This is a genomic window from Corynebacterium meridianum, assembly GCF_016342265.1.
Classification (GTDB): Bacteria; Actinomycetota; Actinomycetes; order Mycobacteriales; family Mycobacteriaceae; genus Corynebacterium; species Corynebacterium meridianum.
In genome coordinates, this window is record NZ_JAEIOS010000013.1 from 338859 (window position 1) to 353865 (window position 15007).

Sequence of the window (15007 nt, forward strand, 5' to 3'; positions counted from 1 at the left end):
GCTCTCCTAATCGGAGGGTAACCGAGTGAATGGGAGATTCAACCACATGACATCGACATCCACACACAACCGGCGCACTCTCCGGAGGGTGTTCCAGCTCAGTGCCACCACGGTGGCGCTCGCACTGGGACTCGCCGCGTGCAACTCCTCCGTGGACGAGACCGACAGCGCCGGGGACGGTACCTCTGCGTCGACCGCGGCGGAGACCTCAGCCACCGGCGAAGCCACCACCGAGGCATCGTGGCCACGGACGATCGATGCCGTGAACGGTGAGATCGAGATTCCGGCCCAGCCCGAGCGCATCGTCTCCACCTCCGTCACCCTCACCGGCAGCCTCCTGGCGATCGACGCTCCAGTCGTGGCCTCCGGCGCAGGCCAGCCGGACACCCCCTTCTCGGACAGTCAGGGCTTCTTCAAGCAGTGGGCGTCCGTCGCCGAGGATCGTGGCGTCAACCCGCTCTACACCAAGGAACCCGATCTCGAGGCCATTCTCGCCGAGAAGCCGGACCTCGTCCTCGTCGCCGCCACAGGCCGCGATTCCGCGATCGATCTCGTCGATCAGCTGTCTCCGGTCGTGCCGACGGTCGTCATCGACTACGGCGACAAGACCTGGGAGGACGTCACCCGTCAGCTCGGTGAGATCACCGGCCACGAGAAGCAGGCCGACAAGGCCCTCAACGACTTCGACGCCCTGGTCGCAGAGGTCGCCGACGCCATCACCCTGCCGGAACAGCCCGTGAACACGATGGTCTACCTGCCGGACGGGAAGGGAGCGAACGTATTCACCGACGAGGCCGCGCAGAACCGCCTGCTGGCTTCCCTCGGCTTCGAGATCGCACCCATCCCCGACTCGGTCAAGGGCAACGAGTCCAAGGGTAAGCGCAGCGACATCGTGAAGGTGTCCGGTGAGAACCTCCCCGTCGCCATGAACGGTGAGACCGTCCTGCTCGCCGCCGCCGGTGACCAGCTCGTGGCCAAGGTGCTCGAGGATCCCGCACTTGCCGGCACCGCCGCCGTCCAGAACGAACGTGTCCACGCCCTCGGTGCCGACACCTTCCGGCTGGACTACTTCTCGGCCACCGACATGGTCGAGAAGATCCGGGAGCTCTTCGCCTCCTGATCCCCGGAATGACCCCCTCCACGACATCCCACGCTCCGCCCGCGCGTCCGGTCCAGTCCGGCAGCCGGCGGTTCGTGCTGGTGGTGCTCCTGCTCATCGTTGTGCTCGCGGGCAGTGCGCTGATGAGTCTCACGGTCGGTTCGCGGGTGAACTCCCTCGGCGGGGCTCTCCACCGGGTGCCCGGGGCACTCGAATACCTTCTGGACCCCGCGATCACCCCCGGTGACGTCGATGAACTCACGGTGCTGATCGGCACCTACCGGCTACCGCGCACGATCCTGGCGGTCCTGTGCGGTGCCGGACTGGGTGCGGCGGGGGCCATCATCCAGGGGCACACCAGAAATCCGCTCGCCGACCCCGGAATCCTCGGGATCAACGCGGGTGCCGCGGCTGCCGTCGTCACGGTGATCGGCACCGGCCTCGCGACGAGCGCCTCGGGCTACGTCTACCCGGCGATGGCCGGGTGTGCCGTGGTCACGATTCTCATCTTCCTGCTGTCCTCCGGCGGGCCGACCGCGGCGAATCCGGTGACGGTCATTCTCGCGGGCGTCGCCGTCAGTGCGCTCCTCATGGCCTACGTTCATCTCATGGTGCTGTCCAGTGACATGGTCCTGGACCAGATGCGACTCTGGGCGACGGGTTCGCTCGCCGGCCGCCGGATGGACGTGGTCACCGCCACGGCACCGGTCATCTGCGTCGGCCTCGTGCTCGCGCTCACCCAGGCCCCCGGTCTCAACCTCATCGCTCTCGGTACGACCACGGCCGCCAGCCTCGGTCTTCCCGTGACACGGGTTCGCGTCCTGGGACTGGCGACAGTGTCGATGCTCGGCGGTGCGGCGACGGCAGCGGCAGGGCCCCTGTCCTTCGTCGGCCTCGCGGCACCCCACATCATGCGTACCCTCGCCGGCCCCGACTACCGCCGGATCATCCCCGGTTCGGCGGTGGCGGGTGCGATCCTGACGCTCTGGGCCGACATGGCCGGACGCGTGATGGCCAGACCCGATGAGATGGCCATGGGGATCGTCCTGGCGCTCGTTGGCGTTCCCGTGTTCATCATGCTCGTGCGCAGGCGGACGGTGGTGGGACTGTGACCGGAATCAGGGCCTTCCGTACCGGGGGTATCTCCGTCGTCTGGCGGACACGTCCGCTGCTCGTCGGGCTCCTGCTCATCGCGCTCGGGGCGGCGGTGTTCACCGTCGGGCTCGGTCTCGGCAGCTATCCGCTGGATCCGGCTGACGTCTGGCGCATTCTCCTCGGCCGCGGAACGGAGATCGAACGCACCATCGTCTGGGATCTGCGGCTGGGCAGGGCCGTCGTCGCACTGCTCGTCGGGGCGTGCCTCGGGTTCTCCGGAGCACTGACCCAGACCCTCGCCCGGAATCCGCTGGCCAGCCCCGACATCCTCGGTGTGACCCACGGCGCGAGTTTCGCCGCGGTCAGCGTCATCGCCTTCGCCGGTACCGGTGGAGTACTCGGGCGGGGGACTAGCCTGCTCCTCGGATCCATCGGGCTGACGCTCACCGCGGTGATCGGCGCGCTCGGGACGGCGGTGCTGGTGTGGTTCCTGGTCGGCCGGGAGCGCAACAACATGCTGAGTCTCGTGCTGATCGGCGTCGCCGTCTCCATGTTCCTGGGGGCGCTGAACACCTGGATAATCGCCCGCACCACCCTGGACCGGGCGGCGGCCGCGCAGCTGTGGCTCACCGGCTCCCTGAACGGCCGGGACTTCGCCCACGCCTGGGCGCCGGCCGCGGTCCTCCTCGCGGGGACGCTGGCCGCCGGGTGGCTCGCCTTCGTCCTCGGGGCACTGGCGTTGGGGCCCGCGACGGCACACACCCTGGGCCACCACGTCACGGCCGCGCAGGCCGCGCAACTGCTCACCGCGGTCGTGCTCGCCGCCGTCGCGGTCAGTGCCGCCGGCCCCATCGGCTTCATCGCCTTCGTCACGCCCCAGATCGCCCGGATCGCCGCGGGTTCAGCGACCCCGCCGCTCGTGCTGTCGGCGCTGACCGGGGCCGTGACGGTCGCGGCCGCCGATCTCGCGGCGCGGGCGCTTCTCCCGTGGGAGGTCCCCGTCGGGATCGTGACCGCGCTGGCCGGTGCCCCGGTGCTGCTCTGGATGATCGTCTCCCTCAACCGGAAAGGACACTGATGTCCCCGAACGGCGAATCCCGACTCCGGGCCCGCGGGTTGACCGCGGGGTACGGGGGCACGGAGATCCTGCACGGCATCGACACCGACATCCCCGCGGGGAGGATCACCGCGTTGATCGGGCCGAACGGGTGCGGGAAGTCGACGCTCCTGTCCTGCTTCTCCACGCTGCTGCCCTACCGGGGCGGTGTGCTGCTCGACGACCGCGATCTGCGTTCGGTGCCCAGACGGGAACGGGCGAGACTCCTCGCCCTGCTGCCGCAGCAGCCCACCGCGCCGGACGGGCTCACCGTCGCACAGCTCGTCGCCCGCGGCAGGCACCCGCACCAGACGTGGTGGAGCCAGTGGTCCACCCGGGACGAGGCTGAGGTCGGGCGTGCGCTGGAGACCACCGGCGTACCTGATCTCGCAGACCGGACCCTCGACCAGCTGTCCGGTGGCCAGCGGCAGCGGGTGTGGATCGCGATGACCCTCGCGCAGGACACCCCCACCCTCCTGCTCGACGAGCCGACGACCTACCTCGATCTCGCGCATAGCATCGACGTGCTCTCCCTGGTGCGGCGGCTGTGCGACGAGGAGGGTAAGACGATCGTCATGGTCCTGCACGACCTGAATCTGGCGGTCCGGTACGCCGACCACCTGCTCGTGATGGGGGAGGGGCGGATCGCGGCGACGGGTACCCCGGACGAGGTGATGGACGCCGACCTGCTGCGGAACGTGTTCGGACTCGAAGCCCGCGTCGTGCCGGACCCGGTTACCGGTGGGCCGATGATCGTCCCGGAACTGGCCTAGTGGTGGTCAGCTCCGCTTGACCCACTTCCAGCCGAGGACGCTGAACCCGGCCCCCACCAGGGCCGGGACACCGAAGGCCCGGATGGCCTTGCGCAGGCTGCGGTAGTCGCGGATCTCCCACCCGCGCTTCTCCGCCTCCTTGCGGAGTGCTGAATCCGGGTTGATGGCGACGGCGGTGCCCACCATCGACAGCATCGGGACGTCGTTGATGCTGTCCGAATACGCGGCGCAGCGTTCCAGTTCGAGTCCCTCGACCGCGGCGAGCGCGGCGACGGCGTGTCTCTTACCGGGGCCGTGGAGAATGTCGCCGACGAGGCGGCCGGTGAATTTCCCGTCCTTAACCTCCGCGACGGTGCCGAGTGCTCCGGTGAAGCCGTACCGGCGGGCCAGGATCTGGGCCAGCTGCACCGGGGTGGCGGAAACCAACCACACCTGGTGTCCCGCGGCCAGGTGGGTCTCCGCGAGCTCGCGGGTGCCGGGCCAGATCTTCTCGGACATGTGGGTGTCCACTATCTCCTCGCACAGCTCCACTAGCTCGGCGACATCGCGTCCCTTGATGAATTCGAGGGCCTGCTGCCGGCCTTCGGCGACGTCCTCGGCGTTCTCCGAACCGGTCACCCGGAACTTGACCTGCTTCCAGACCACGGGCAGGACCTCACCGACCCGGAAGTAGCGCTTCCGGGCCAGACCGAGGGCGAACACGAGGATCGACGCGCCCTGGATCAGGGTGTTGTCGACGTCGAAGAACGCCGCGGTGCCGGCATCCTGCTGGATGTCGGGATCCGGGGCGTTGACGTGCTTGGATCCGGCGGCCTCGAAGGCACCGGACACCGAGGCGATCCCGGAGGTGAAGTCCTCCAGCTCGAGGTCGAAGGCCTGTGCGATGGCCGCCGCGGCTGCGGCCTCACCGGCGGCACGCTGGGTCGACTCATCGACCGGGGGGAGCGCGGTGTCCTCCAGGAAGCGTCGCAGATTGCCTCGGGAGGCGGACCAGGTGGCGAGGAAATCCTCGGGGCTGCCGGGGATGCCGTCATCGGGGGTGGGAGTGCTCACGCGCGTCGGATGCCTTTTCGTCAGTGGAACGTGCAGTAACCTCTCCAATCGTAGGGCACCCGGCGGGGTGGCCGGGTGTCCGGTCGGGACGATCGACGACTGATCTCGGGATGGAGGAGCCGTGAGTGGGCACACAGTGGAGTTGATGGTGCGTGAGGGCTGTGGGTCATGTGTGCGTGTCGCGACACAGATAGGGCCCGTTGTGGGGGCAGCGGGAGGGGTGCTCGAGCTGCGGGACGTGGACACGGATCCGGAGCTGGCCATGGAGTACGGTGACCGGGTTCCCGTCGTGGTCATCGATGGTGAGGAGTTCGCCTGCTGGGAGGTCGACGACGAGGAGTTAGCGCAGGCTTTGTTGTAGTAACGGGACAAGCGGGCTACTTTTGAGCGAAGATGACGCGGGGTGTACCGCGGGGTCAACCTTTCGATTGATACCTAATCAAACGATGGTGTCCCACCAGTGGCAACAGAGCAGCGAAAGCAGTGAGGTGTACAGCATGAGCGTCCTCGTGGTCGGCATGTCGCACCGGTCGGCCCCCGTGGCTGTCCTCGAACAGGTCAGCATGAGCGACGACGTCGCGCGCGAGCGGGCGTCCCGGGCGCTGATCCGGCGGTCGTCGCTCTCCGAGGCGATGGTCGTGTCCACCTGCAACCGCGTCGAGATCTACTGCGTCACCAACAGCTTCCACACCGGCGTCAACGATGTCGTCGAGGTACTCCACGGCCTCTCCGGCGTTGACACGGATGTCCTGCGCCGCTCCCTGTACGTCCGCTACGCCGATGCCGCCGCCGAGCACATGCTCGTTGTCACCTCCGGCCTGGATTCCATGGTCGTCGGTGAGCAGCAGATCATCGGACAGGTCCGTGCGGCGTACTCCCAGGCCCGGGAACTCGGTACAGCAGGCCCCACGCTCCACGCCCTCGCCCAGTGTGCGCTGCACACCGGGAAGCGGGTCCACACCGAGACCGACATCGATGATGCCGGTGCCTCCATGGTCTCCTTCGCCTGCGCTGAGGCGATCAACCAGCTCGGACGCGACGGCCGTGATCGTCCGTTCGCGGGTACCACCGCCATGGTCCTCGGTGCGGGCGTCATGGCTTCCCTGGCGGCGACCCACCTCGGACGCCTGGGTGTCGAGGGTCTCGTGCTGACGAACCGCACCCGCAGCCGCGCCGAGATTCTCGCGGAGCACTCCCGTGAAGCCGGGGTACCGGCCCGGGTCGTGGACTTCGACGCACGCATCCCCGCTCTCGCGGACGTCGACATCGTCATCTCCGCCACGGGGGCGGACAACTACACCGTCACCGCAGCCGACGTCCCCACCGGGCGGGACATCACCTTCGTCGATCTCTCCCTGCCGCGCGACATCGACGACGCCGTCGCCGATCTGCCGGGTGTCCGGCTCGTCAACATCGAGCGACTGCACGAGGCCCGCCGCGACACCGACGACGACAGTCAGGCCCAGGCGATGCGCATAGTCTCCGAGGAACTGGAGTCCTACTCTTCAGCGCAGCGGATCCGCGACGTCGTTCCGGCCGTGGCCGCACTGCGTCGGCACGCCTCCGAACTCGTGGAGGCCGAGATGGAACGCCTCGTACAGCGGACACCGACCATGTCGGAACCGGACCGCGAGGAGGTCTCCCGCACCGTCCGCCGTGTCGTCGACAAGCTCCTGCACCAGCCCACGGTGCGGGTGAAGGAACTCGCGGCCCACTCCGGCACGGTCTCCTACGATTCCGCGCTGCAGGAACTCTTCGGCCTCACCCCGCCGCAGCCCGCCCGACCCGTGTCGGTCGCGGCCGTCGATCTGCCGGTTGGGGACACGGGAACCATCACCTCGGTCCGGGCCACCGTCGCGGACACCGTCGCCGGGGCCTGACCGGATTCTGGCGTTGAGGCCGGCGTCGTGGAACGCTGGAGTCCGAATCGACGGTGCCGTTCTCCGCAGGCGACCCACGACGACACGACGACACGGTGGCGCCGGAACGGCGCCGCAGAAAGGCAGCGGCAGTGACATTCCGCATCGGTACCCGTGGATCCCAGCTGGCTACCACCCAGGCAGGGACCATCCGTGATGCTCTCATCGCAGCCGGCTTCGACGCCGAGCTCACCATCATCACCACCCCCGGCGACCGCTCCCAGGCGCCGGTCGAGCGCATCGGGGTCGGCGTGTTCACCCAGGCGCTGCGTGACGCAATGGCCGCCGGCGACTGCGACATGGCGGTGCACTCGTTCAAGGACCTGCCGACCGCGCCCGATCCCCGTTTCCGGCTCGTTGTCCCCCCGCGCGCTGACGCCCGTGAGGCGCTCATCGCGCGCGACGGCCTGACGCTGAGGACTCTCCCCGAAGGGGCGCGGGTCGGCACCTCCGCCCCACGGCGGGTCAGCCAGCTCCGCAGCCTGCGTCCCGACCTCGAGATTCGCCCCCTGCGCGGGAACATCGACACCCGGATGGGCCACGTCACCGACGGCCGTCTCGACGCAGTCGTCCTCGCCTATGCGGGTCTCGAACGCACTGGCATGGGGGAGCGGGCGACCGAGGTGTTCGCGCCGGACGTACTGGTCCCCGCCCCGGCGCAGGGGGCTCTCGCGGTGGAGTGCAGGCAGTCCGATCCCGGGGCGGTCACCGCCATCGAGACGCTGATCGATCCAGCCGCGTCCGCGTGCGCCGCTGCCGAACGCCGTATCCTCGCCCGCCTGGAGGCCGGGTGCACCGCCCCCGTCGCCAGCCACGCCACCATCGACGGTGACCGGATCACCCTGAACGCGGGAGTATTCGCACTCGACGGCTCCGCCCGACTCGTCGTCTCCGGAACCACTGACGCCGACCGCCACCTCGAACTCGGCGACGATCTCGCCCGGCAGCTCCTGGACCGGGGCGCGGTCGACATCATGACGGCCGCCGAGGACGCCTGACCATGGTCCGGGTGGAGCTGACCGACACGGCGCTCACGGTGCGGTTGCACTGGTGGGAGAAAGCCGTGGCGAGGCGCAGCGACCTGACCGTTCCCAGGCGGGCGATACTCTCGGCACGCCCGCTGCACAACGCCGCCGCGGCGGTGGAGAGACCCGCGGGATCGAGCCTCTCCGGAATCGCCATCAACGGAGTGACCCGCTCCGGCACACTCACCGGACCGATGGCCCCCGGCGTTCGGGGCACCACCTCAACGTTCGCCGTCTGCCACGGCTCTGAACCGGGGATAGAGATCCTGCTCGACCACCCCACGGTGCAGCGCATCGTGGTCGCCACCCCGGATGCCGACCAGCTCCTCGCCCGACTGAGCGTCGACCGGGAACCGGCGGGTGACCTGTACGGTACGCACTCCCCCTGAACGGCTCGCTGGTTTCCAACCCTGCCGCCTATGCTTTATCGTTGTCCTGGTATGCGCTCAACGCCAACGGGCCGCCACTGACGACGTGACCCGGGGTCCGCCCGGTCCACGTGTCCGTCCCACCCGACGTGGTGTCCGGCCCGGGCGTTGCGGTCGTACCGGGGTATCTGGCACCGACCCCGGACCAACAGTTTCTGTCCGTCACGTGCGGCGTCCAGCCGGGCCGCGCCCGAGAACCCGAGCCTTGAAGAAAAGACACACATGAGCATGGCCCATCCGGCCCCCGAGGCCCCGGAACCCACGACGGGAAATGTCATCTTCGTCGGCGCGGGTCCGGGTAATCCCGATCTCCTGACCGTCCGCGCCCGTGAGGTACTCAGCCACACGGCGATCGCGTTGACCGACCCAGGGGTCCTCGGAGGTGTCCGCGAGATCGTGGCCAGCGAACTCGCCGTCCCACAGGCGAAGCTCGACGCCGCGGACGAGGCCTATGCCCGGCAGTGTGCGGAGGCGAAGGCCGCCGGTGCGCGCCGCAAACCGCCGCGTCCACCTGCACCGACAGCCGCGGAGATCACCGAGATCACCGATGCCGCCCCGGAGGACGTGGCCAAGCTCCTCGCCGAAGGTGTCGCCGATGGTTCCGACGTCATCCGGCTCGTCGCCGGGAATCCGCTGACCAGTGATTCCGTACTCGCCGAGATCAACGCCGTCGCTGCAGCGGGCCTCGAGTTCCAGGTCGTCCCCGGTATGTCGGTCCCCTCGACGGTTCCCGCCTTCGCCGGTATCGCCCTGGGCTCGACCTACACGGAGACCGACATCACCCGCGGCGACGTCGACTGGGCCCAGCTCGCCACCGCGCCGCAACCGCTCGTGCTGCAGGCAACCCGGGACCAACTGGTGACCGTCGCGAACGAACTCCTCGAACGGGGCATGTCCCCGCAGACACCGGTCTCGGTCACCGTGCACGGAACGACCCGGTTGCAGCGCACCCACGACACCACCCTGTCCACCCTGGGCAAACTCGACGGAGAGCTCCCCGGCCAGCTCGTCGTCTCCCTCGGTACCTCGGTGGACGACCGCTCGAAGTACTCCTGGTGGGAGAACAGACCGCTCTACGGATGGCGGGTTCTCGTGCCCCGTGCCAAGGAGCAGGCCGCACCGATGTCGACCCGACTCGCCAGCCACGGAGCCATCCCACAGGAGGTGCCCACGATCTCCGTGGAGCCGCCCCGCAACCCGGCGCAGATGGAACGCGCCGTCAAGGGCATCGTCGAGGGCCGCTACCAGTGGATCGTGCTGACATCGGTCAACGCGGTGAAGGCACTGTGGTCGAAGATGGCTGATTTCGGTCTCGACGCCCGCTCATTCGCGGGTGTCCGGATCGCCGCCGTCGGACACAAGACCGCTGCCGCGATCCGGGACCTGGGTATCACCCCGGAGCTCACCCCGCGGGCCAACAACCAGAACGCCGCCGGTCTGGTCGAGGTGTTCCCCGACTACGACTCCGATCTCGACCCCGTCGGCAGGGTCCTGCTGCCGCGCGCCGACATCGCGACGGAGACCCTCGTCGAGGGGCTGGTGGAACTCGGATGGGAGGTCGACGACATCGTCGCCTACCGAACGGTCCGGGCTGCCCCACCCAGCGCCGAGATCCGGGAGATGATCAAGTCCGGCGGTTTCGACGCCGTCTGCTTCACCTCCTCGTCCACCGTGCGCAACCTCGTCGGCATCGCGGGCAAACCCCACCAGCGGACGATCATCGCCTGCATCGGCCCGATGGCCGCAGCCACCGCCGCGGAGATGGGGCTCCGGGTCGATGTCCAGCCGGAGGTCGCCGGGGTCGCCGAGCTCGTCGATGCACTGGCCGCCCACGTCGCGGCGCTGCGGGCCGCGGGGCAGCTGCCGCCCCCGCGCAAGAAGCGTCGCTCGCGGCGGACGAACTCCTGATCCCACCCGCACCGGGCCATGCATGGCCCGCAGGTGGGGGAGTAGGACAGTAGGTGAGTCCCCTTCCCACACCCGCAAACCCTCCGAGAGGTCTGTTTCCCGTGACTGTTTCTTCCCGTCCGGTCCGCCGCCCACGGCGCCTGCGCACGAGTCCTGCGATGCGTGAGCTGGTCGCCGAGAACACGCTCCGCCCCGCGGACTTCATTCTCCCGATGTTCATCGCCGACGGCATCGACGAACCCAACCCCATCGGTTCCATGCCCGGGGTCGTGCAGCACACCACCGGTTCGCTCCTCGACGCGGTCGCGGAGGCCCGCGACGCGGGCATCCGCTGCATCGACCTGTTCGGGGTCCCCCGACCCGGGGACAAGGATGCCACCGGCTCCGTCGCCTGGCGGGCAGACGGCATCCTCAACCGGGGGGTCACCGCGGTCCGCGAACGTTTCGGCGACGAGATCCTCGTCATGGCCGACACCTGTCTCGATGAATTCACCGACCACGGGCACTGCGGTGTCCTCGCCGAGGACCGTTCGGGGCACACGATCGTCGACAATGACGCCACCGTTGAGCTGTACCGGAGGATGGCGGTATCCCAGGCGGAGGCCGGGGCCCACATCGTCAGCCCCTCCGGGATGATGGACGGCCAGGTCGCCGCGATCCGTGAGGCTCTCGACGACGCCGGTCACGGAGATGTCGCGATCATGGCATACTCCGCGAAGTACGCCTCCGCCTTCTTCGGACCTTTCCGGGAAGCCGTCGGTTCGTCCCTCGACGGCGACCGACGCGCCTATCAGCAGGATCCCGCCAACTTCCGGGAGTCCCTCCTGGAGGTCGAGCTCGACATCGACGAGGGTGCCGACTTCGTCATGGTCAAGCCGGCGTTGCCGTACCTCGACGTCCTGCGCGCGGTGGCCGACACCTCACCGGTGCCGGTGGCCGCCTACCAGGTGTCCGGTGAGTACGCGATGATCAAGGCCGCGGGTGCGAACGGCTGGGTCGACGCGGATGCCGTCATGATGGAGTCGTTGACGTCCATCAAGCGAGCGGGGGCCGACCAGATCCTCACCTATTTCGCGGTGGACGCGGCCCGCAGACTGCAGGAAACCAGAGGCTAGGTGGGCGGATACCGTCCCCCGACGCATGTCCCGTTCCCATCGGCAACTACCGTGGGGAGCAATCGTTCCGCAGGATCCCCGGCACCGTCGGTCACCGACGGCAACCGGGTTCCACCGACCGACCCAGAACACAATCCCCGACGACAGGACACCCGTATGACGCAGCAGCCCGGGCGACCCCACGAGAAACCGTCCCCAACCATCCCGGAATCCGCGCGACTCGCGGTCCAGCTGTGGTGGGCCATGATGGTCCTCGAGATCAGCCACCAGGTGTTCAACGTTGTGATCAGTCTCATCGACCCCTCCGAGGTCAAGGCCAACGCGGATTTCGGCGACACCGCCGGAGTCCCCGTGGACGCGGTGATCACCGTCGCCATCATCATGGCCGGTGTGCTGGGTATCGGCATCATGGTCATCCTCGGGTTCGCCGTGTACGGTTACGCCCGCAACAGCGACCGGAAGTGGTTGCGTACGCTGCTGGTGTTCTTCAGCGTCTACTTCGCGATCCGGGCGGTGGTCGTGTTCACGACGAGCCCCACAGGCACCGCTGTACCGACCGCGCTGTATGTCGTCGACGGGAGTCTGCAGATACTCGCGGCGGTCGCGGGTGTCCTCGGCCTGATCTTCAGCCGCCGTCCCGATGCCGTTGAGTGGCAGGAGAAGAACGACGGTGCCGGGAAGGAGCCGGGGACTCCGGGACAGTAACCGGGAAAACCCGTGATCCGCACGCCGATCCGGGTAGATTCGAACACCGAGGACCGTTCCACCCGGCGCGCCGGGTGTGTCCACCTTCCGACCGACACCAGGGAAAACCGTGACGCCGAAAAAGGATGACCCCACGACCGCCGACAACCCGATTCCCGAGGTCTTCGTCCAGGACAGCACCCCGGAGGAACTGAAGGAATCGGAGCGGCAGGTCGCCGAGGCGATCGCCGACGCGAAAGAGGCCGCCCGCATGGCAGGCCTCGGCGCCCGCAACGGGGACGAATCACTCCAGCTGCGACTCGCCCGTCGGTCCGGTGGCGGGTGGACCTCCTTCGCCCTCGAACTCGAGGGCGTGAAGTCCGCCGTGCACGTCACCGAGATCCAGCGCGCCCTCAACGACATCGAGGGAGTTCGCGCCAGCGTGATCTACCCGACGTCGACCGCGTGGGTGACCGTCCCGGACGACGTGAACCCGGAGGAGTTGATCCGCAGGCTCTCGGAGGTGGGGGTCAAGGCTTATCTGACCCGCTCATCCCTCCGGAGGCGCGCGGAGCGCCTCGAGATAGCCAACCGGCGGAAACGCCTCGCCCAGCACCGGCACTCCCGCTCGGGGCTGTCCATCCGGGGTCTCGGTCGTCGCCCCGGCCCGCGGACCCCCCGAGAGGTCGACCAGGACTCCCGGGACAAGGGACGCCTCCGGTCGGACGTCCGGACCCTCCCGCGGGAGGCGGAGCCCACCGATGTGCTCTTCACCGCACGGGCACTGCTCACACCGCTCCGGTTCATCGTCAGCCTCGCACTGACCATCCCCGTTCTCGTGATGAACTACTACCGGGAACTGCAGTTCGACTACTGGCAGTGGGTGTGTCTCGCGCTCGCGACGCCCGTGGTGCTCTGGGGCGCATGGCCGTTCCACCGGGCGATGGTCGCCGGTCTGCGCCGGGGTATGTCGGCCCTGGACGCCGCGAGCTCTGTGGCGATCATCTCCGCCTACCTGTGGTCGATCATGATGCTTTCGTTCACGAAAGCCGGCGACGTCGGGTGGACGTCATCCCCCGAATGGCTTGCGGTCAACCACTCCATCTTCTCCTCCGGCGAACTCTTCCTCGACGTCGCGTGCGGGTCGACGGTTCTGCTTCTGGCCGGACGCCTGGCCACCAGGTCCGGCAGAAACTCCCTCCTCGACGAGGAGGGCCAGAACATCGAGTCCGCCGTGTCCGAGGTCACCGTCGTGCGGAAGAACATGCGCAGCGGAAAACCGGTGAAGAAGGCCATTCCTCTCCAGGAGATCCGTGTCGGGGACGACATCATCGTTCCCACCGGAGAGGTCATCCCGTCCGACGGGCGGGTCATCGGCGGCGCGTCGACCATCGTGCCCGGCCTCATCGGTGGCGGCCGGGAGACGCTCGACGTCAAGGTCAACAGCGACGTCTACGCCGGCGGCATGAACCTCGGTGGACCCCTGAAGATCCGCGTGCAGCGCACCGGCTCCCGGACCCGTCTGGCCAGCATGCACCGGTGGATCGCGGAGGCATCCCAGTACCAGAACCGCTCCGCGCAGCTGGCAACCCGCTCCGCATCGCTGCTCGTGCCCTGGGCACTCAGCCTCGCCACCCTGGACTTCTTCCTGTGGTGGCTGATCAGCGGAAACCTGAATGCCGCATTCGCCACGGGCCTCGCCATGCTCGCCTGCGTCGGCCCCGTCGCACTGGCGCTGTCCACCCCGATCGCCATGCGCCTGGGCATCGAGACCTCCGCCCGGCGCGGCGTACTCATGCGCAACGCCGAGACCATGCGCCAACTCGACGAGGTCACCACCGTCATCTTCAACCGGGTGGGGACCCTCGCGAAGGGTGAGATGGCGCTCGAGACCATCACCACCGAGATGGGGGAGAACCCGGAGCTGGTGCTCCGCGTCGCCGGTGCGCTCGCCATGGAGAGCGACCACCCGGTGTCCAAGGCGCTCGTCCGGGCCGCGCGTGAGGCACGTGACTCGGGTGCCGGTGGCGACGAGGTCCCGCACTGGATCGAGGTCAATCACGTCCGGATCACCGACGGCGGCAACTTCTCCGGCCAGGTCGAGATCCCGATCCCCGACTCCGACGGCAACCTCGAGATGCGGACGGTCGACGCGGTGCTGTGGCGCCCGCGGGACCTGTCGGAGCTCGACGGTCGACTGGCGACCGCCTCCGTCGCCGGCGGCACCCCGCTGGTCGTCAGCTGGAAGGGAAAGGCCCGCGGCGTCATCACCCTCTACGACAAGGTCAAGGATGACGCGATCGACGCCGTCGCGGAGCTGGAGAACCTCGGTCTGGAGACGATGATGCTGACCCGGGACACCTATCCCGTCGCGCGTCGGTTCGCCGACAACCTCGGCATCTCGAAGGTGCTGGCGGGCATCGCCCCGGGCAAGAAGGACATCGCGGTGCGCAGCGTCCACGCACGCGGGGAGACCGTCGCGATGGTCGGCGACACCTCCGTCCTCGGCTGCCTCCGGGTCGCGGACATCGGGGTGCTCATGGGGTCGGCCGACGACCTCGACCACGACGAGGCCGACGTCGTTCTCCTGCGGGACGACGTCGAGACCGTGCCCGAGATGATCGTCCTGTCCCGTCGGGTGTCGGCCCTCGCGGACCGCAACATCATCCTCGCCTGGACCTACAACGGGATCGCGATGGCCGCCGCGGCCGCGGGTGTCCTGCACCCGATGGCGGCGACCGTCCTCATGATCGCCTCCTCACTCATCATCGAGTACCGCTCACAGCGGGTGCGGAAGTTCTAGCGGCCTCAC

Annotated in this window: 13 protein-coding genes; 12 read left to right on the forward strand and 1 reads right to left on the reverse strand. The window is 68.6% G+C overall.

The annotated features are described in order from the left end of the window. The first annotated feature begins 46 nt into the window (after positions 1 to 46). Genes fepB through JDV75_RS09385 form a run of 4 tightly spaced genes read left to right on the forward strand, consistent with a single transcriptional unit; the run spans position 47 to position 4063 of the window. A complete protein-coding gene (gene fepB, locus JDV75_RS09370) occupies positions 47 to 1120 on the forward strand; it encodes a Fe2+-enterobactin ABC transporter substrate-binding protein (RefSeq protein ID WP_198738969.1) in 1074 nt (357 codons plus the stop codon). 8 nt (positions 1121 to 1128) lie between these two features. Then, positions 1129 to 2211: a FecCD family ABC transporter permease gene (locus JDV75_RS09375; protein WP_232958379.1), complete on the forward strand. Its 1083-nt coding sequence runs from the start codon at positions 1129 to 1131 to the stop codon at positions 2209 to 2211. Continuing rightward, positions 2208 to 3272 carry an iron chelate uptake ABC transporter family permease subunit gene (locus tag JDV75_RS09380; RefSeq protein ID WP_198738970.1) on the forward strand — a complete coding sequence of 355 codons (1065 nt, stop codon included), beginning with the start codon at positions 2208 to 2210 and terminating at the stop codon, positions 3270 to 3272. The genes JDV75_RS09375 and JDV75_RS09380 overlap by 4 nt, the downstream gene beginning before the upstream one ends. After that, complete coding sequence (locus tag JDV75_RS09385; RefSeq protein WP_198738971.1) at positions 3272 to 4063, forward strand: ABC transporter ATP-binding protein; 792 nt, start codon at positions 3272 to 3274, stop codon at positions 4061 to 4063. The genes JDV75_RS09380 and JDV75_RS09385 overlap by 1 nt, the downstream gene beginning before the upstream one ends. Positions 4064 to 4069: 6 nt before the next feature. On the opposite strand, the gene JDV75_RS09390 is transcribed toward JDV75_RS09385, so the two are convergent. Then, entirely contained in the window at positions 4070 to 5116 is a 1047-nt protein-coding gene (locus tag JDV75_RS09390) for an HAD-IB family hydrolase (RefSeq protein WP_198738972.1), read from the reverse strand. Positions 5117 to 5261: 145 nt separating this feature from the next. Here JDV75_RS09390 and JDV75_RS09395 point away from each other — a divergent pair, with 145 nt between their 5' ends. The 8 genes from JDV75_RS09395 to JDV75_RS09430 all read left to right on the forward strand — a co-directional run bounded on the left by JDV75_RS09395 (position 5262) and on the right by JDV75_RS09430 (position 14998). After that, a complete protein-coding gene (locus tag JDV75_RS09395; RefSeq protein ID WP_198739115.1) occupies positions 5262 to 5477 on the forward strand; it encodes a glutaredoxin family protein in 216 nt (71 codons plus the stop codon). Positions 5478 to 5613: 136 nt separating this feature from the next. Continuing rightward, positions 5614 to 6996, forward strand: coding sequence for a glutamyl-tRNA reductase (locus JDV75_RS09400; protein WP_198738973.1), 1383 nt, complete (start codon positions 5614 to 5616; stop codon positions 6994 to 6996). A 131-nt stretch (positions 6997 to 7127) separates the two neighbouring features. Continuing rightward, a complete protein-coding gene (hemC, locus tag JDV75_RS09405) occupies positions 7128 to 8033 on the forward strand; it encodes a hydroxymethylbilane synthase (RefSeq protein ID WP_198739116.1) in 906 nt (301 codons plus the stop codon). A 2-nt stretch (positions 8034 to 8035) separates the two neighbouring features. Continuing rightward, positions 8036 to 8449 (forward strand): hypothetical protein, encoded by a 414-nt coding sequence (locus tag JDV75_RS09410; protein WP_198738974.1) that lies wholly within the window; start codon positions 8036 to 8038, stop codon positions 8447 to 8449. A gap of 261 nt (positions 8450 to 8710) precedes the next feature. Further along, positions 8711 to 10396: a bifunctional uroporphyrinogen-III C-methyltransferase/uroporphyrinogen-III synthase gene (locus tag JDV75_RS09415; protein ID WP_198738975.1), complete on the forward strand. Its 1686-nt coding sequence runs from the start codon at positions 8711 to 8713 to the stop codon at positions 10394 to 10396. A 101-nt stretch (positions 10397 to 10497) separates the two neighbouring features. Then, positions 10498 to 11511: a porphobilinogen synthase gene (gene hemB, locus JDV75_RS09420; RefSeq protein WP_336244322.1), complete on the forward strand. Its 1014-nt coding sequence runs from the start codon at positions 10498 to 10500 to the stop codon at positions 11509 to 11511. Between the two features lie 156 nt (positions 11512 to 11667). After that, complete coding sequence (locus JDV75_RS09425; RefSeq protein WP_198738976.1) at positions 11668 to 12216, forward strand: hypothetical protein; 549 nt, start codon at positions 11668 to 11670, stop codon at positions 12214 to 12216. Positions 12217 to 12466: 250 nt separating this feature from the next. Beyond that, entirely contained in the window at positions 12467 to 14998 is a 2532-nt protein-coding gene (locus tag JDV75_RS09430; RefSeq protein WP_198739118.1) for a heavy metal translocating P-type ATPase, read from the forward strand. The last annotated feature ends 9 nt before the right edge of the window (positions 14999 to 15007 follow it).